The sequence below is a fragment of the Mesorhizobium sp. M0030 genome, from assembly GCF_040323695.1.
In the GTDB taxonomy this organism is placed as follows: Bacteria; Pseudomonadota; Alphaproteobacteria; order Rhizobiales; family Rhizobiaceae; genus Mesorhizobium.
This window is the reverse complement of record NZ_JAMYVE010000009.1, coordinates 163730-179646: the sequence shown is the minus strand read 5'-3', so window position 1 is coordinate 179646 and position 15917 is coordinate 163730. Positions and strand designations below refer to the sequence as shown.

Here is a 15917-nt window from a genome sequence, read left to right as displayed (position 1 = left end):
CGTTCAGAAGCGTTGCTGAAACCAGATGGAGAGACTTGAAGGCATCCGCCGCTCAAACGGACCGCGAATGCATCTGCGACAGATAGGTGGGAAAAACCCACGCAACACCAGTTTTCATGATGATCACGAAGGTGTCACCTGACGCGTCGTCGATGTCACCCCTTCCGCCCGGCGGCCAAGCCGCGTCGCACCGTGCGGTGACAGTACCGGCACGAAGACACGGCGCGAAGCGCGCTGCGCGACCGGCACGCCCTGATAGAGCCGCTTCTGCGCCTCGACCACGATGACGCCGGAAAAGATCGGCCAGAACCGCCGGCCGGCGCGCTCCAGCACATTGTGGAACCGCATCATGAAGCGCCGCGGCGATGGCGGGAAGAACAGCGCGTCGGACCAGGAAGCCGGCGTGAAATTCGCCTCGCGCAGCAATTCTGTCAGCTGGCCGCGCGAGAACGGCCGGCCATTGCCGAACGGCGTGTGCTCGAACCGCGCCCAGACACCGCGCCGGTTGGGCACGACGATGACGACGCGCCCTGCCGGCGACAGCACCCGCCAGATCTCGTTCAGCGTCTCGCGCGGGTTTTCGACATGTTCGAGCGAATGCACGAGCAGCATGCGGTCGATGCAGGAATCGACCAGCGGCAATTCCTCGTCGAAGACCAGCGCCGTAGCCGTCGGCCCGTTCGCCGGCCAGACGACGGCGCCTTGCGTAGCAGGCATGAAGGCAAACACCCGCTCGGCATCGGTGCCGAACCGCTCCAGCCACGGCAAGGTATAGCCGAGCCCGACCAGCCGCTCATTCGGCACTGTTGCCCATATTGAGGACAGCGCCATGGTGATCGAGCGTTCAGCCAGGCGGCCGAGCGTGGTCGAATAGAAGGAGCGGAGATCGACGATATCGGAATGCATGCGCGGGACGGTAGCTGCGATGCCGCCGAAGTTCAACAAAGCCGCCAGGCTCTGCAAAGCTAGATGACATCAGCGGCCAAGCGCCCTATGTCTGCGCCAACAGATGGAGAGATGCCAATGCCGGTCGAAATCGAACAATTCATGTGCCGCAGCGACAATTTCGGTGTGCTGGTGCATGACCCGAAAAGCGGCGAGACCGCCATTATCGACGCACCCGAAGAAGCGCCGATCATTGCCGCTATCGAGCGTACCGGCTGGAAGCCGACGATGATCCTGACCACCCACCACCATGTCGACCATGTCGAGGCCAATCTGGCGCTGAAGGAGCGCTTCAAGCTGCGCATCGTCGGACCGGAGGCGGAAAAGGAAAAGATCCCCGGCATCGACGAGACCGTCGGGCAAGGCTCGGTCGTCCATCTCGGCGGTGAGCGGATCGATGTCATCGCCACGCCCGGCCACACTGCGGGCCATGTCTCCTATCATTTTCCGGCCTCGAAAGTGGCGTTCACCGCCGACACTTTGTTCGCGCTCGGCTGCGGCCGGCTGTTCGAATGCAAGCCGCCGGTGATGTATGAGTCGCTGAAGAAGCTCGTCGCACTCCCGGCCGACACGGTCATCTATTGCGGCCATGAGTATACGCTTTCGAACGCCCGCTTTGCGTTGACCGTCGACCCGACCAATTCGGCGCTGAAAGAACGCGCCGCCAAGATCGAGACCCTGCGCGCCGACAACAAGGCGACGCTGCCGACCACGATCGGCGAGGAATTGTCGACCAATCCGTTCCTGCGCTGGCACGACCCGGCGATCCGCAAGCATCTCGGTATGGAGGCGGCCTCCGACGCCGAAGTGTTCGCGGAAATCCGCAAGCGCAAGGACAATTTCTGAGCATCATTCCGGGATCAGCCATGACCAGCGCCGCTGAAATCATCGCCACGCTCGGCCTCAAGCCGCATCCGGAAGGCGGCTGGTATGCCGAGACCTTTCGCGACGGCGCCGGGCGCGGCCATTCGACGGCGATCTATTTCCTCCTTGAACAGGACCAGATTTCGGCCTGGCACCGGGTCAAGGACGCGGCCGAGGTCTGGCACTTCCATGCCGGAGCGCCGCTGGCGCTGTCGATGTGCGAGGAAGGTAGTCCAATGCTTAACCAGGTGATCGAGCAGGTGCTCGGCATTGAGCTTGCGGCGGGCGAGCGGCCGCAGATCGTCGTGCCGGCCGGCTGGTGGCAATCGGCGCGCAGCCTCGGCGAATGGACGTTGGTCGGCTGCACCGTGGCGCCGGGCTTCGACTTCGCCGCGTTTGAAATGGCCGAGCCGGGCTGGCAGCCTTAGGCCAGAAGAAAACCAAGAGTTATGCAGAGCTGGGCGGCATAGTAGAGCACCCAGACCGCATAACGGATGCCGGCGCGATAGGGTGCTATTGCCGGAACCAGGAATTTCTCCGCGGCAAGCAGCCCGTCCGATGCCATGAACATAACAGCGCCGCCGATGACCCACGGATTGGCGAGCGTCAACGCCGAGATGCCCATCGCCAGAATGGCCGCGATATAGATGGCGATCGGCACCCGCAGGCCGGGACTGACACGGCGCCAGAGCGCCGCCAGCATGACGACTGCGAAGGCCGCCATGGCAAGCGCGATGGCGCCGCGCCATGTCTCGGTGCTGAGCACATCCAGCCCGCCGCCGCCGAGCAGGAAGAGCGGCACATAGAGGACATGCGCCGCAAGGAAGCTGGCCAGCCCGCCGAGGAAGGCCTTTTCGCCGTCACGCGACAGGAAGGCATCGCCGACGGCGCTGAGCGCCAGCGCAGAGACGAGCAACAGCGGCCCACCTTGCATGAAGGCCAGCGCCGCAAGCATGGCCACGGCCAGCGTCTTTGCCACCGAGCGGGCCAGCGTCGGCCGCATATCCAGGGTGAAGGCGTAGATCACCGCCGCCACCAGCGAAAAAATCAATGTTGCATTTGCGTTGGCGTCGATGCCGCCGGCAAACGGCATCGTCATGCGCTTGCCCCGCCAGTTGCCGCCTTGCGCAGGAACAACGATTTCGCCGCCAGCGCCGCGCCGCCGGTGATCAGTACGCAGGCCGCCAGGATACGCAGCGACGGCTCGGCAACGCCCGCCGCGATCAGCACCAATGTCGACAGCAGTGGCGCCGCATAGCTTGCCGCGCCGAGCACCTGGATGTTGCCTCGTTTGACGCCGATATCCCAGGCGTAGAAGGCGGCACCCACCGGCATCAACCCCAAACCAACCACCGCCAGCCACTGGCCGGGGCCATCGGGCAGCACCGTCTTTTCCAGCAGAAGATGGCAGATGAGGGACAGGGCTGCCGTGGCGGCGCAGAACCAGGTGACGATTGAGGTCGGCACCGCCGGAAAGCGCCGCGACAGCAGCGAATAGGACGACCACAGCAGCGCACAGACGGCCGCCATCGCATAGCCGAAGGTGTAGCGAGCATCGAAGGCGAGGCCGCCACCCTTGGTGACGATCAGCACGGTCCCGGCGAGCCCGAGCAGCGCGCCGACGACATGGTTCCAGGCCAGCTTCTCGCCCGGCATCAGCGCTGATCCCAGCACGATCAGCAGCGGCCACAGATAGGCGATCAGGCTTGCCTCCACCGCCGGCGCGTTGCGCAGCGCGGTGAAATAGAAGAAATGGTAGCCGAACAGTCCGGCAATGCCGATCACCCAGACCTGGCGTGGGATCTTCAGGCTTTTATCGGTCGCCGGCATGAACAGCCGGGCAACCAGCCCGACCGCGGTGCCGATGGTGAAGGTGATGGCCGAGAGCAAGAATGGCGGCACGGCGCCCGACGCATCGGTGAGCAACGCCAGCAGCGCCCACATGGCGACCGCCGAGAAACCGATCAGTGTTGCGCGCCCCATGCCCGTCTCCGGCGACTCGCCCCATTTCTATTCGGGTGGGCGCGTCTATTCAGTAGCTTCGAACCGCCCCGCGCTGACAGTCAAGGTGCCGATCTGCGTCCCGACCGTGGCGTGGATCGGCGCATATATGCCGGTTTGGCCGAGCGGTGCAAACGTCACCATCATCTGGCTCTTCTTCTTCAGGTAATTCAGCGCCTTGCGGCCCTTGCGGTAGCCTGCCACCGGCTCTAAGCTCATCTTGCAGGTAACGGTGTCGCCCTTGTAGCCCTTGACCGAGATCGATCCTTTCGAGGCGTAGGTCAGCGTCAGGTCGGCGCGCATCTCGCCGTCATAGAATTTCACCTTGCGCCCACAGACCTGGTCGAGGCTGTCAGCATGGATGACGGTAGCCGCCATCGGATCGAGCACCGATGCCAGATCGTTGCTGCCCAGCGGTATCCAGTTTTTGGGATTGCGCTTTTTCGGCTCGGGAATGACCTGGGTGGCGGTCACCGCGCCATTGGCAAAGCGGATATCGACCATGGAAGCCTTCTTGCCGGACTTATAATCGGCGCGAAATACCTGCGGCTGCATCTGCTTGCCCAGGATCTTGCCCTTTGACGAGATCGTGCCGCTCGTGTCGTCGAACAAGGTGGCGAGACCCGCGCTGGAGACGGTGCCGTCTATGGAATAGCTATCGCCTTCGTAGTGGCTGGAAAATGTCGCCTTGGCCACGGAAAGGCCCAGGAACGACACCGTGTATTCGCCCTTGAAGGACTGTGCGGTGGCTGCGGGCGCGGCGGCAAGGGTTGATGTTGGCAAGGCGGCGACAAGTATGGCGACAACGGCATGTGACGGGCGAAGCATGGCGGGCTCGGTCCTTGATTTTTTTAACCGGAGGCGGGCGACTCCGGCTTGAAATGTCCCTGTCCGACCGCTTATAGGCTGAATTCCGGCCTTTATGTGAAACGCCCGTCACAGTCGTGGGCAAGCCGGAGCTTGACGCATTGGCGAAATGCAACTAAGGAACGCCAACTTTTCCATAAGGCCGCCTGACTGAAACCGCGCGCCACCCGGCGCGGGCGAACAAGGTTTGGCAGGCTAGACAGAACTGAAGGTTAGAACCATGTCCCGCACCTGCGAACTCACTGCCAAGGCAGTCCAGACCGGCAACAATGTGAGCCACGCCAACAACAAGACCAAGCGCCGCTTCCTGCCGAACCTCGTCAATGTGACGCTGATTTCGGAAGCGCTGAACCAGAATGTGCGCCTGCGCATTTCGGCCAACGCGCTGCGTTCGGTCGAGCATCGCGGCGGCCTCGACGCCTTCCTGGCCAAGGCCGACGCCAAGGAATTGTCGCAGCGCGCGCGCCTGTTGAAGAAGCAGATCGCCAAGAAGCTGGCCGACCAGCCCGCCGCTTAACGATATCAAGGCGGGGGACGACCGCCCTGAGCATCGGAGCAATCCGATGCTCAAAACTTCTAAGGCAGCAGCATCGGAGCAATCCGATGCTCAAAACTTGCAAGGCAGCGCGACCCGAACTTCGGCTAGCGCCTGGCTGGTTCCATTACCCAGGATAAAAAAATGACTTCCTTCTCGCGATATCTGCCCTTTGTGGCCGCCATGGCGCTTGTCGTCGTGGCATCGAACATCCTCGTGCAGTTCCCGATGCAGGGCCAGGCCGGCGGTCTGTCGCTGGGCGACATCCTGACCTGGGGCGCCTTCACCTATCCCTTCTCCTTCCTGGTCACCGACCTTGCCAACCGCCGCTACGGGCCGACCGTGGCGCGCCGCATCGTCCTTGTCGGCTTCATGACCGCTGTGGTCTGCTCGATCCTCGTCCCGCCCTTCCTGTTTCGCCACGGCCTGATCGAGTTCGAGACATCAGCCGACCGGCTGGTGCGCATCGCCACAGCTTCCGGCGCGGCCTTCCTTTGCGCGCAATTGCTCGACGTCACCGTGTTCAACCGGTTGCGCCGGCAGAGCTGGTGGCGCGCGCCGATCGTCGGCACGCTGGTCGGCTCGGTGTTCGACACCCTGGTGTTCTTCAGCATCGCCTTTTCGGCCGCCTTCGCTTTTGCCGGCCCGAACGACAGCTTTGCGCTGGAGACGGCGCCGCTGATGGGCGTGCTGCCGGTCGAGACCATGCGCTGGGTCTCCTGGGCCCTGGGCGACCTCTCGGTGAAGCTGATCATCGCTGTTGTGGCCCTGATCCCCTACCGGCTGCTCGCCGCCCACTGGAGCCAGCCGGCCGTGGCTGTCTAGGCCGTGATCCCTTGGGTCCAGCTCGGCTCGGCCAAAACGCCTGACGGCGGACAGGAACTGCGGTTAAAGCAGCGCGGCAGCGAATTCTCGATCATGCTCGGCACCAATGAGCTGATGAACAGCCGCCTCGGCGGCTCCGAGGAAGCGCTGGCCAAGCTCTCCTGTGAAAAGATCGGCGGCCGCGCCCAACCGAAAATCCTGATCGGCGGCCTGGGCATGGGTTTTACGCTGCGCGCTGCGCTTGCCCAATTGGGCGCCGACGCAGGGATCACCGTTGCCGAGCTTGTCCCCGCCGTCATCGCCTGGGCGCGCGGCCCCATGGAAGCGGTCTTCGCCGGCTGTCTCGACGATCCCCGTGTGACGGTTCGCAAAGCCGACGTCGGGCACATCATAAGATCCGACAAGGCAGCCTGGGACGCCATCCTGCTCGATGTCGACAATGGCCCCGAAGGCATCGTCTACAAGGGCAACGACGCCCTCTATGGCGCTGCCGGCCTCGGCGCGGCGCGTGCAGCGCTCAGGCCCGGGGGCGTGCTGGCTGTTTGGTCGCAAGGCCCCGATGCCGGCTTCACACTTAGGCTCAAGCAGGCGGGCTTTGTCGTGGACGAGGTGAAGACGCGCGCCAATGGCAAGCGCGGCGCGCGCCACGTCATCTGGATCGCCACCAAGCCTTAGGGCTCTCAATCCTGGTGCAGGATGAATTCCAGATAGAGGTTGCGCTGCAGGATCGAATGGTTGTCATCCGAGATCAGCGACACCATCAGCGCTCTGTCATCGCGGGTCCAGACGTCGAGTCCTTCCATATTGTCGATCTGGTAGCCCATGTCGGCTTCCATCAGCACCGGCCCGTCGGCAACCGCGCCCTTCTCGACGCTTTCGCCATAGATGCGCCTTAGCCGCATCCTGACACCGCCGGCCATCGAGAAACTGCGCTCCAAAAGCAGCAGGTCGCCATCCGGCAGGAAGGCGCCGTCAGTGATGTCGAAATCACCGTTGCGCTTGACCGTGAAGACGCCCTTGTGCGGCCCTTCGATGATGGCGGCATAGATGTTGCCAGCCTTGTCCAAGCTCTTTTCCGAGACCACGACGAGGCCGCCCTCGTGCTGGCCGTTGGGATTGGCGTGGGTGACGGTCTCGAAACCGCGGTTCTGTCGCAGTTCGCGGGCTGGAACCAGAAAGTTCAGTTGCTTGAACGGCGCCGTCATGTTGCTGGGGTCGATCTTGAACTGGGCGACGCGGTGATCGCGCTCGAAGCCGACGGTGGCGATGCCGTCCTTGACTGCAAGGCCCTCGGCATCGACTTCCCATTTCCTGTCGATCGGCCGGCCCTTCTCATCGACCATCTGCTGCATGCGGAAATTCTGGATGCCGGACGGCCGCTTGTCGGCATCATGGGTGATAGAGCCGAAGAACCAGAAGCCCGTATCGGCGACGCCGATGAAATCGCTGCCGGGTTTGACGAACCGAAATGCCGACAGCGCGCCGAAATCGCGCGTCGTCGAGTTCATCTCAAGACCGCCGACGAATTCCAGCGGCCCAAACTGCTTGTCGGCGCTGCCGATATGGAAGGTGGTGATCGGCCGCGCCGAGACTTCGACCGGCTCGACCGCGCTTGGGCCGGCGGCGATGGCCGGCGCAAACGCCATGCCGAACAAGGCAGTGACCGCGAAGAGCATCTGCCGAAACCCGCCGCGCAAAAAAATCATCCGGCGCGCCGGTAGCCGCCGCGGCGTGTATCGCGCACGTTTTCCTCGGCGAACAGCGAGGCCAGCTGCTCGGTCATGGCGCCGGCCAGTTCCTCGGCATCGACGATGGTGACGGCGCGCCTGTAATAGCGGGTGACGTCGTGGCCGATGCCGATGGCCAGAAGCTCGACCGGCGAGCGCGTCTCGATCAGCTCGATGACGGCGCGCAGATGCCGCTCGAGGTAATTGCCAGGATTGACCGACAGCGTCGAATCGTCGACCGGCGCGCCGTCCGAGATCATCATCAGGATCTTGCGCTGTTCGGGCCGGGCGATCAGCCGGTTGTGCGCCCATAACAACGCCTCGCCGTCGATGTTTTCCTTGAGCAGGCCCTCGCGCATCATCAGGCCGAGATTGCGCCGGGCGCGACGCCACGGATGATCGGCGGATTTGTAGATGATGTGGCGCAGATCGTTGAGCCGGCCGGGGTTCGGCGGCTTGCCGTCCTTCAGCCACTTCTCGCGAGCCTGTCCGCCCTTCCACGCCCGCGTGGTGAAGCCGAGGATCTCGACCGAGACGCCGCAGCGCTCCAGCGTGCGCGCCAGAATGTCGGCACAGGTGGCGGCAACCGTGATCGGCCGACCGCGCATCGAGCCCGAATTGTCGAGCACCAGCGTCACCACCGTGTCGCGGAATTTGGTGTCGCGCTCCTGCTTGAACGACAACGGCTGCATCGGGTCGATGACGACACGAACCAGGCGTGCCGGATCGAGATAACCCTCTTCGAGGTCGAAATCCCAGGAACGGTTCTGCTGCGCCATCAGGCGGCGCTGCAGCCGGTTGGCGAGCCGGCCGACGACGCCGGAGAGATTGGCCAACTGCTTGTCGAGGAAGGCGCGCAGCCGGTCGAGTTCTTCCTCCTCGCACAGCTCTTCCGCACCGACCGTCTCGTCGAAGGCGGTGGTGAAAACCTTGTAGTCGATCTCTTTCGGCAGGTTGGCGAAGGGGTTGTCGTTACGGCGCGCCTCGCCCGGCGTCTCGGCGTCCGCATCGTCATCGTCGGAAAGATCGTCGGCGGTGGCGTCGGACGCCTCCGTCTCGGACGACTGTTCGTCATCAGCCGAGGCCTCGGCATCCTCGGACTGCGACTGCTCGGAGCCGGAATCGTCTTCACCGCCCTCCTCGCTCTGCTCCTCGCCTTGCGGCTGGTTGTCGTCATTGTCCTCGGAGTCTTCGGTTTCCTGGTCGTCGCCGAGTTCCTCGGCCATCTCCATGGACGCAAGCATCTCGCGCACGACGCGGGCAAAGGCCTGCTGGTCGCCAAGCTTGGCCGACAGTCCGTCGAGATCGGCCTTGGCTTTTTCCTCGACCCAGGGCCGCCAGAGGTCGACCAGACGCTCGCCGCTCTTCGGGATCGGCCGCCCGGTCAGCTTCTCGCGCACCATCAGCGCCAGCGCTTCCTCGATCGGCGCGTCGGCCTTGTCCTTGACGTCGACAAGGTTGGCCTTGGCGTATTTGTCCTCCAGCATCGAGCCGATATTGTCGGCGACGCCTTGCATGGCGCGGCTGCCGATCGCCTCGACGCGGGCCTGTTCCACGGCGTCATAGATCGAGCGCGCCAGCTTGCCTTCCGGCGCCAGTTTGGTGTGGATGCGCTGATCGTGGCAGGCGCGCTTCAGCGCCATGGAATCGCCCAGGCCACGAGTAATCGCGATGTCTGTCTTGGACGCTTTCTTCGGCAGTTCGGGCAGACGGGCGCGGCTGCCGGCGAGCGCCGGGCGGTCCTTGGCGAAACCGACTTCGAGCTCCTTGTCGCCGGCGATGGCGCGCATGCAGACGGTGACGGCACGCTTGAAGCTGTCGGCTTCAGACCCCGTCTTCGACTTGTTGCGCGTGTTGTCGCCCGGACCCGCCATCGAGGCTCTGCTCAGCCCAGCACCACGTTGGCGGCGCTCTCGGGCAGGTCCTCGCCGAAGGCGCGCTGGTAGAACTCGGCCACCACCGAACGCTCCAGCTCGTCGCACTTGTTGAGGAAGGTCAGCCGGAACGCCATGCCGATATTGCCGAAGATCTCGGCATTTTCGGCCCAGGTGATGACGGTACGCGGGCTCATCACGGTCGACAGATCGCCATTGATGAAGGCCGAGCGCGTCATGTCGGCGACCCGCACCATCTTGTTGACGATGTCCTTGCCCTTGCCGTCGCGATAGTGCTTGGCCTTGGCCAGCACGATGTTCACCTCATTGTCGTGCGGCAGGTAGTTCAGCGTGGTGACGATCGACCAGCGATCCATCTGCGCCTGGTTGATCTGCTGCGTGCCGTGATAGAGGCCGGTAGTGTCGCCGAGGCCGACCGTGTTGGCGGTCGAAAACAGCCGGAACGCCGGATGCGGTCGGATGACCCGGCTCTGGTCGAGCAGCGTCAGGCGGCCCGACGATTCCAGCACGCGCTGGATGACGAACATCACGTCCGGACGGCCTGCATCGTACTCGTCGAAGCAGAGCGCGACATTGTGCTGGTAGGCCCAGGGCAGGATGCCGTCGCGGAATTCGGTGATCTGCAGGCCATCCTTGACGACGATGGCGTCCTTGCCGACGAGGTCGATACGGCTGACATGGCTGTCGAGGTTGACGCGCACGCAGGGCCAGTTAAGGCGGGCGGCGACCTGTTCGATATGGGTCGATTTGCCGGTGCCGTGATAGCCAGACACCATGACGCGGCGATTGTAGGCAAAGCCGGCAAGGATCGCCAGCGTCGTCGCCTTGTCGAACAGATAGTCCGGATCGATGTCCGGCACATGTTCCGAGGTCACCGAATAGGCCGGCACCACCATCTTGGACTCGAAGCCGAATTTGTCTTTCACCGACACCGTCGTGTCGGGCAAATTGGCGATGTCGCGATCGACCTTGTTCATCTCTATCCAAGTCTCCACGGGCGAAATGCCTGATTTCGCCGGCAATCGATTTTGTCCGGGGGCGGTCTTAGAGCCTTTTCCACCCTTATGAAAGTTGGAAAACGACACGAACCGTTAGGTTGCTCAGCACAAACCCGCCTGCTTGAGCACGCGATAGGCCTGCAGCACATCGCGGAACCGGTCTTCCGAACCTCTATCGCCGCCATTCGCATCCGGATGGTGGCGCTTCACAAGTTCCTTATAGCGCGCCTTGATGTCCTTGCCAGTCGCCTTTGTATCAAGGCCAAGCGTTTCCAGCGCCTTGGCCTCAAGTGGTTTGGCCTTGCGTTCGCGCGCCTCGCGCGGGTCCTTTGGCCCTTTGAACAGGTCGAAAGGATCGCGCATGCGGTTGTAATAGCCGGCGCGACCGGAACGCTGCTGGGCGAAATCGGGCGAGGAGCGCGTCGAGGCGCCGGCGACGCCCATCTTCCATGTCGGCCGGTGGCCGGTCATCGCTTCCTTCTGGAAGCGGGCTATCTCGGTGTCCGGCACGCCGGAGAAGTAGTTGAAACCCTTGTTGTATTCGCGCACATGATCGAAGCAGAACTGAAAATACTCGCCTTCCTTCATGCGTCCGACCGGCGCCCGGTGAGTACCGGCCTCCTTGCAGCCGTCCCACTGGCAGATCGGCGAGTGCGACTTCAGCTCCGCATCCTTGTCGGGACGGACCCGAATTTTCTCGAAATATTTGGGGTACGGTTTCATCTCACCCATTTATGGGCTGTTCGCACGTGCGAAACAAGAATTGACATTTTCGCGATCATCGCCCTAACCGCTGAATCGCGGCATAAAGCAGGGCGAATGGCGATTTTTGAGGCGGCCCGGCGGGATCGATCCCGATTTCCCGATCACGCCTTGCAGATATGGTGAAGGGAGATGGCGATGTCCATACAGGCGACGATGGAAGACAAGCTGAACAAGGCGTTTTCGCCGGAGCGGCTGGCGATCGTCAATGAAAGCCATCTCCATGCCGGTCATCACCACCACGGCTCCGGCCATCACGGTGCCTATGACGGCACTGGCGAGACGCATTTTCGCGTCCGCATCGTCTCATCCGTCTTTGCCGGCATGAGCCGCATCGACCGCCACCGCGCCGTCAACGAATTGCTCGCAGCGGAGCTGCAAGCCGGCGTCCATGCGCTGGCAATCGAACCGGCTGCACCCGGCGAAAAGACCCGTTGGTAAGTCTCTCCGCCTCAGATCACCGCTTCGATGAGAAACGGTCCCGGACGCGACAGGGCACTGTCGAGCAGCGCGTCGAACCGCTCGCACGTGTCGGCGCGGGCCGCCTCGACGCCCATGCCTTTGGCCAGCGCAACCCAGTCCAGCGCCGGATGGTCGAGATCGAGCATGCGCCTAGCGTTCTCGCCGATCTCATTGACCCCGACATTCTTCATTTCGCCATGCAGGATGGCGTAGGTCCGGTTGGAAAAGATGATGGTCACGACGTCAAGCTTTTCCCTGGCCTGGGTCCACAGTCCCTGCACCGTGTACATGCCACTGCCGTCGGCTTCGAGATTGATCACCTTGCGGTCCGGGCAGGCGATCGCCGCGCCGGTAGCCATGGGAATGCCGCCGCCGATCGATCCGCCCGTACCCATCATGTAGTCGTGCGGCGCCGCAAAGGCGGATAGCGTGAAGAACCGTCTCGCCGAGGTAACCGCTTCGTCGCAGACGATGGCATTGGCCGGAAGTTTGCGCGCCACCGACAGCGCGATGGCATCGTCCGTCAGTCTGCCGCTCAGCGTCGGTTCGTCTGGAAAGGCGGTTGCGGCGGCGAATTGCTGCGTCGGCTTGATGCCGAGCTCGTCGGCCAGCGCCTCCAGCGCCGCTTTCAGATCCTGGCCATGCGCCGCCAGCGAAAGCACCTTGCAATCGTCCCGAACCAGCCGCCCGGGCTTGCCGGGATAAGCGAAGAAGGCAACCGGCTCCTTGGCGCCGACCAGCACCAGCAAATCGATATCCCGGAGCGTGGCCGTCGCCGCATCGACCGGATAGGGAATGCGGGTCGGGGCGAACCGCCCGCGGCCGCGCTGCATGCGGGCGATCAGAACCTCACTGAACAGCCTGACATCGCTTCCCGATGAGATTCTCCCTGCGATTTCAAGTCCATCGGCGCGCGCCGCCTGCCCACGCACCACCATGACGACACGGCCCGGCGCGGCGCGGATTGCTTCGGCGATCGTGCGCACAACAGCCATGTCGACGGCGGGCGGCGGCTCCAGCTCCACCTTGCCAGGTGAAATCGCAGCAACTTCGCCCCAGGCGGCATCCGCAGGCAGGATCAGCGTCGTGACGCCAGGCGGCGTGAGTGAGGCGCGGAAAGCCGCCTCTGCGGCCGGCACAATATCGGCCGGCCCCTTGACGCGGCCAACCCAGTTCGACATCGGCGACGCCAGGCCTTCTATGTCGCTGGTCAGCGGGGCATCGAGCGGCAGATGGTAAGAAGCATGGTCGCCGACAATGTTGATCATCGGGCTGCGCGCACGCCTTGCGTTGTGCATGTTGGCCAAACCGTTGGCGAGACCCGGTCCGGTATGCAGCAACGTTGCTGCCGGGCGGTCGGTCATGCGCGCATAGCCGTCGGCGGCGCCGGTCACCACGCCCTCGAACAGGCCGAGCACGCAACGCATCTGAGGTTTGCGGTCCAGTGCGGCAACGAAATGCATTTCGGATGTGCCAGGATTGGCGAAGCAGACCGTGACGTCATTGGCCAGGAGCACGTCGCACAGCAGATCGGCGCCATTCATGATTTTCTTTCCCAATCGACAATTCAGGAACAATTGCACCTGTAGGCGCCGGGTCGGCAATGTCCCGCCGGGGCTTTTGGTCTGATCCAGGACGCCTCGCGGGGATCCGGGATCAACCGACGGTCGCATTCAGGAAGGCCAGCATCGCGGCGGTCAACGCGTCGACGTCCTCGCCGAAGTCGTGATTGATCGACATATGCGTGTAGGCGTTGCCGTCGAACAGCGTCACTTCAGTGCCGGTGGCGCGCAGGCGCTTGGCAAAGCCTTCCATTGGTCGTCGCAGCCTTCGGCGCGCGAATAGGCGATGAAGGTCGGCGGATGCTTGTGTCCATCGAGATAGCTGGCCGGCGACAACGCCGCCCATCAGCGCCGCAGCACCGGGCAACCCGCCATTCCAGCCACTCCGAATGTTTCCTCCCAAGCCTTCTACCCGGATTGCAGCCACTCTCCTTCATGTGAAGGGAACCAACAATGCTTTCCGACAGTTGAAGGTGATGAGGCGATTGGAATCCAGATCGGCTCCGAGGGCAGAACATCATGCGTGCAACCCAATCCGACGTCTTCGATCTTTTTTCGGAAATTTATGCCAATGCGGCGGACGAAGAGGTCAGCATCCAACAGTATCTTCTTGCCTGTCGGGAAGACAAATCGATGTACGCTTCGGCTCCCGAAAGGATGGTCGACGCAATCGGCGAACCAAAACTGGTTGACACCAGCAAAGACGAGCGGCTCGGCCGCATTTTCGCGAATCGGACCCTCAAGGTCTACCCTCATTTTTCCGACTTCTATGGAATGGAGGATACGATCGAGCGCATAGCCGGGTATTTCCGCTATGCCTCGCAGGGGCTCGAAGAACGCAAGCAGATCCTCTATCTCCTCGGCCCGGTCGGCGGCGGCAAATCCTCTCTGGCCGAGCGCCTGAAGAAACTGATGGAGCAGCGCCCGATCTACACGCTGAAGGTCGGCAACCAGATCAGCCCAGTTTTCGAGTCGCCGCTTGGGCTGTTCCATCCCGATCACATGGGTGATCTGCTAGAGGATAAATACGGCATAGCCCGGCGCCGGCTGAACGGATTGATTTCGCCATGGGCGGCCAAGCGCCTCGACGAATTGTCTGGCGACATTTCCAAATTCAGCGTTGTCAAGCTGATGCCTTCGCGGCTGCGCCAGATCGGCATTGCCAAGACCGAACCTGGCGATGAGAACAATCAGGATGTCTCGGCCCTGGTCGGCAAGGTCGACATCAGGCAATTGGAAAATTTTAGCCAGTCCGACCCCGATGCCTACTCCTATAGCGGTGGCCTGAACCGGACCACGCAAGGTCTGCTTGAATTCGTCGAGATGTTCAAGGCACCCATCAAGGTTCTGCATCCGCTGCTGACCGCGACACAGGAAGGCAGCTACAACGGCACTGAAAATTTCGGCGCCTTTCCCTACCAGGGGATCATCGTCGCCCATTCCAACGAGTCGGAATGGCAACAGTTCAAGAGCAACAAGAACAACGAGGCGTTTCTCGATCGCATCCTGGTGGTCAAGGTACCCTATTGCCTGCGGATCACCGAAGAGAGGCAGATCTATGAGAAATTGCTGCGTGAGAGCGAGTTGGCCGCCAGCCCCTGTGCCCCTGAAGTTTTGGACATCCTCAGCCGCTTTGCAGTTTCGACGCGCTTAGCCGAGCACGACAACTCGCCGCTCTACACCAAGATGCGCGCCTATGACGGCGAAAATCTGAAGGAAGTCGATCCCAGGGCAAAGTCGGTCCAAGAATATCGCGACGCCGCCGGCGTCGATGAAGGCATGACGGGCGTCAGCACGCGCTTTGCCTTTAAGATCCTTTCGCAGACATTCAACTTCGATAATGAGGAGGTGGCCGCCGATCCTGTGCATCTGATGTACATTCTGGAGGAGGCGATCAAGCGGGAGCAGTTCCCGAAGGAAACGGAAGCGGCCTATCTTGAATTCATCAAGTCGGAGCTTGCGGCGCGCTACGCCGAGTTCATCGGCCACGAAATCCAGAAGGCCTATCTGGAGTCCTATAGCGAATACGGCCAGAACCTCTTCGACCGCTACATCGCCTATGCGGATGCCTGGATTGAGGACCAGGACTACAAGGACCCCGACACCGGCCAGATCCTCAACCGGGAGATCCTGGACAACGAACTTTCGCAGGTCGAGAAACCGGCAGGCATCGCCAATCCCAAGGACTTCCGTAACGAGGTGGTGAAGTTCACTCTGCGCGCTCGCGCAAGAAACCACGGCCGCAACCCGTCATGGACCAGCTATGAAAAACTGCGCGAAGTCATCGAGAAGCGGATGTTCGGACAGGTCGAGGACCTCTTGCCGGTGATCAGCTTCGGCTCCAAGCAAGACAGCGTTACGGAAAAGCGCCATAACGAATTCGTACAGCGCATGATCGAGCGTGGCTACACAGAACGGCAGGTACGCCGGCTGGTGGACTGGTACATGCGGGTGAACAAGGCGGGTTGACAGAG

At 62.5% G+C, this 15917-nt stretch carries 17 protein-coding genes; 7 read left to right on the top strand and 10 right to left on the bottom strand.

What is annotated here, in order from left to right:
* Positions 1 to 123: 123 nt before the first annotated feature.
* Positions 124 to 906 (bottom strand): class I SAM-dependent methyltransferase, encoded by a 783-nt coding sequence (locus NKJ80_RS19290; RefSeq protein WP_023670688.1) that lies wholly within the window; start codon positions 904 to 906, stop codon positions 124 to 126.
* Between the two features lie 117 nt (positions 907 to 1023).
* Here NKJ80_RS19290 and gloB point away from each other — a divergent pair, with 117 nt between their 5' ends.
* Positions 1024 to 1791 (top strand): hydroxyacylglutathione hydrolase, encoded by a 768-nt coding sequence (gloB, locus tag NKJ80_RS19285; protein WP_023734615.1) that lies wholly within the window; start codon positions 1024 to 1026, stop codon positions 1789 to 1791.
* 20 nt (positions 1792 to 1811) lie between these two features.
* Positions 1812 to 2237 (top strand): cupin domain-containing protein, encoded by a 426-nt coding sequence (locus tag NKJ80_RS19280; RefSeq protein ID WP_023706325.1) that lies wholly within the window; start codon positions 1812 to 1814, stop codon positions 2235 to 2237.
* Here the strand turns inward: NKJ80_RS19280 and NKJ80_RS19275 are convergent.
* The 3 genes from NKJ80_RS19275 to NKJ80_RS19265 are packed head-to-tail and all read right to left on the bottom strand — an operon-like array spanning position 2234 to position 4638.
* Positions 2234 to 2908, bottom strand: a complete 675-nt coding sequence (locus tag NKJ80_RS19275; RefSeq protein WP_352498142.1) for a lysoplasmalogenase family protein — start codon at positions 2906 to 2908, stop codon at positions 2234 to 2236. The two genes, NKJ80_RS19280 and NKJ80_RS19275, sit on opposite strands and share 4 nt — an antisense overlap.
* Positions 2905 to 3792, bottom strand: a complete 888-nt coding sequence (yddG, locus tag NKJ80_RS19270; protein WP_023670684.1) for an aromatic amino acid exporter YddG — start codon at positions 3790 to 3792, stop codon at positions 2905 to 2907. Before yddG ends, NKJ80_RS19275 begins: the two co-directional genes overlap by 4 nt.
* 45 nt (positions 3793 to 3837) lie before the next feature.
* Positions 3838 to 4638 (bottom strand): DUF3108 domain-containing protein, encoded by an 801-nt coding sequence (locus NKJ80_RS19265; RefSeq protein WP_352498141.1) that lies wholly within the window; start codon positions 4636 to 4638, stop codon positions 3838 to 3840.
* A gap of 259 nt (positions 4639 to 4897) precedes the next feature.
* On the opposite strand from NKJ80_RS19265, the gene rpmB reads away from it, so the two are divergent.
* From rpmB to NKJ80_RS19250, 3 genes are all read left to right on the top strand, one after another.
* Positions 4898 to 5194, top strand: a complete 297-nt coding sequence (gene rpmB / locus NKJ80_RS19260) for a 50S ribosomal protein L28 (protein WP_023670682.1) — start codon at positions 4898 to 4900, stop codon at positions 5192 to 5194.
* A 162-nt stretch (positions 5195 to 5356) separates the two neighbouring features.
* Positions 5357 to 6037, top strand: coding sequence for a queuosine precursor transporter (locus tag NKJ80_RS19255; protein WP_023748520.1), 681 nt, complete (start codon positions 5357 to 5359; stop codon positions 6035 to 6037).
* A 3-nt stretch (positions 6038 to 6040) separates the two neighbouring features.
* Positions 6041 to 6712 carry a polyamine aminopropyltransferase gene (locus NKJ80_RS19250; protein ID WP_023734618.1) on the top strand — a complete coding sequence of 224 codons (672 nt, stop codon included), beginning with the start codon at positions 6041 to 6043 and terminating at the stop codon, positions 6710 to 6712.
* Positions 6713 to 6717: 5 nt separating this feature from the next.
* Here NKJ80_RS19250 and NKJ80_RS19245 read toward each other — a convergent pair whose 3' ends face one another.
* From NKJ80_RS19245 to NKJ80_RS19230, 4 genes are all read right to left on the bottom strand, one after another.
* Complete coding sequence (locus tag NKJ80_RS19245; RefSeq protein WP_352498140.1) at positions 6718 to 7743, bottom strand: esterase-like activity of phytase family protein; 1026 nt, start codon at positions 7741 to 7743, stop codon at positions 6718 to 6720.
* Positions 7740 to 9638: a cobaltochelatase subunit CobT gene (gene cobT, locus NKJ80_RS19240; RefSeq protein ID WP_023706318.1), complete on the bottom strand. Its 1899-nt coding sequence runs from the start codon at positions 9636 to 9638 to the stop codon at positions 7740 to 7742. Before cobT ends, NKJ80_RS19245 begins: the two co-directional genes overlap by 4 nt.
* 11 nt (positions 9639 to 9649) lie before the next feature.
* Positions 9650 to 10636: a cobaltochelatase subunit CobS gene (gene cobS, locus NKJ80_RS19235; RefSeq protein WP_023670677.1), complete on the bottom strand. Its 987-nt coding sequence runs from the start codon at positions 10634 to 10636 to the stop codon at positions 9650 to 9652.
* A gap of 123 nt (positions 10637 to 10759) precedes the next feature.
* Positions 10760 to 11389, bottom strand: a complete 630-nt coding sequence (locus NKJ80_RS19230) for a J domain-containing protein (RefSeq protein ID WP_032887126.1) — start codon at positions 11387 to 11389, stop codon at positions 10760 to 10762.
* Positions 11390 to 11557: 168 nt separating this feature from the next.
* On the opposite strand from NKJ80_RS19230, the gene NKJ80_RS19225 reads away from it, so the two are divergent.
* Positions 11558 to 11860, top strand: a complete 303-nt coding sequence (locus NKJ80_RS19225) for a BolA family protein (protein ID WP_352498139.1) — start codon at positions 11558 to 11560, stop codon at positions 11858 to 11860.
* Positions 11861 to 11871: 11 nt separating this feature from the next.
* On the opposite strand, the gene NKJ80_RS19220 is transcribed toward NKJ80_RS19225, so the two are convergent.
* Positions 11872 to 13425, bottom strand: a complete 1554-nt coding sequence (locus tag NKJ80_RS19220; RefSeq protein WP_352498138.1) for an acetolactate synthase large subunit — start codon at positions 13423 to 13425, stop codon at positions 11872 to 11874.
* Between the two features lie 112 nt (positions 13426 to 13537).
* Positions 13538 to 13696 (bottom strand): alpha/beta hydrolase family protein, encoded by a 159-nt coding sequence (locus NKJ80_RS19215; RefSeq protein WP_352498137.1) that lies wholly within the window; start codon positions 13694 to 13696, stop codon positions 13538 to 13540.
* Positions 13697 to 13962: 266 nt separating this feature from the next.
* Here NKJ80_RS19215 and NKJ80_RS19210 point away from each other — a divergent pair, with 266 nt between their 5' ends.
* The gene (locus NKJ80_RS19210) at positions 13963 to 15912 is read left to right on the top strand and encodes a PrkA family serine protein kinase (protein WP_023685367.1); all 1950 of its coding nucleotides are present in this window, start codon (positions 13963 to 13965) and stop codon (positions 15910 to 15912) included.
* Positions 15913 to 15917: the final 5 nt, after the last annotated feature.

Coding starts and splice junctions, on each gene's coding strand:
- NKJ80_RS19290 (WP_023670688.1), bottom strand. CDS start 906: ATGCATTCCGATATCGTCGATCTCCGCTCCTTCTATTCGACCACGCTC.
- gloB (WP_023734615.1), top strand. CDS start 1,024: ATGCCGGTCGAAATCGAACAATTCATGTGCCGCAGCGACAATTTCGGT.
- NKJ80_RS19280 (WP_023706325.1), top strand. CDS start 1,812: ATGACCAGCGCCGCTGAAATCATCGCCACGCTCGGCCTCAAGCCGCAT.
- NKJ80_RS19275 (WP_352498142.1), bottom strand. CDS start 2,908: ATGACGATGCCGTTTGCCGGCGGCATCGACGCCAACGCAAATGCAACA.
- yddG (WP_023670684.1), bottom strand. CDS start 3,792: ATGGGGCGCGCAACACTGATCGGTTTCTCGGCGGTCGCCATGTGGGCG.
- NKJ80_RS19265 (WP_352498141.1), bottom strand. CDS start 4,638: ATGCTTCGCCCGTCACATGCCGTTGTCGCCATACTTGTCGCCGCCTTG.
- rpmB (WP_023670682.1), top strand. CDS start 4,898: ATGTCCCGCACCTGCGAACTCACTGCCAAGGCAGTCCAGACCGGCAAC.
- NKJ80_RS19255 (WP_023748520.1), top strand. CDS start 5,357: ATGACTTCCTTCTCGCGATATCTGCCCTTTGTGGCCGCCATGGCGCTT.
- NKJ80_RS19245 (WP_352498140.1), bottom strand. CDS start 7,743: ATGATTTTTTTGCGCGGCGGGTTTCGGCAGATGCTCTTCGCGGTCACT.
- cobT (WP_023706318.1), bottom strand. CDS start 9,638: ATGGCGGGTCCGGGCGACAACACGCGCAACAAGTCGAAGACGGGGTCT.
- cobS (WP_023670677.1), bottom strand. CDS start 10,636: ATGAACAAGGTCGATCGCGACATCGCCAATTTGCCCGACACGACGGTG.
- NKJ80_RS19230 (WP_032887126.1), bottom strand. CDS start 11,389: ATGGGTGAGATGAAACCGTACCCCAAATATTTCGAGAAAATTCGGGTC.
- NKJ80_RS19225 (WP_352498139.1), top strand. CDS start 11,558: ATGTCCATACAGGCGACGATGGAAGACAAGCTGAACAAGGCGTTTTCG.
- NKJ80_RS19220 (WP_352498138.1), bottom strand. CDS start 13,425: ATGAATGGCGCCGATCTGCTGTGCGACGTGCTCCTGGCCAATGACGTC.
- NKJ80_RS19215 (WP_352498137.1), bottom strand. CDS start 13,696: ATGGAAGGCTTTGCCAAGCGCCTGCGCGCCACCGGCACTGAAGTGACG.
- NKJ80_RS19210 (WP_023685367.1), top strand. CDS start 13,963: ATGCGTGCAACCCAATCCGACGTCTTCGATCTTTTTTCGGAAATTTAT.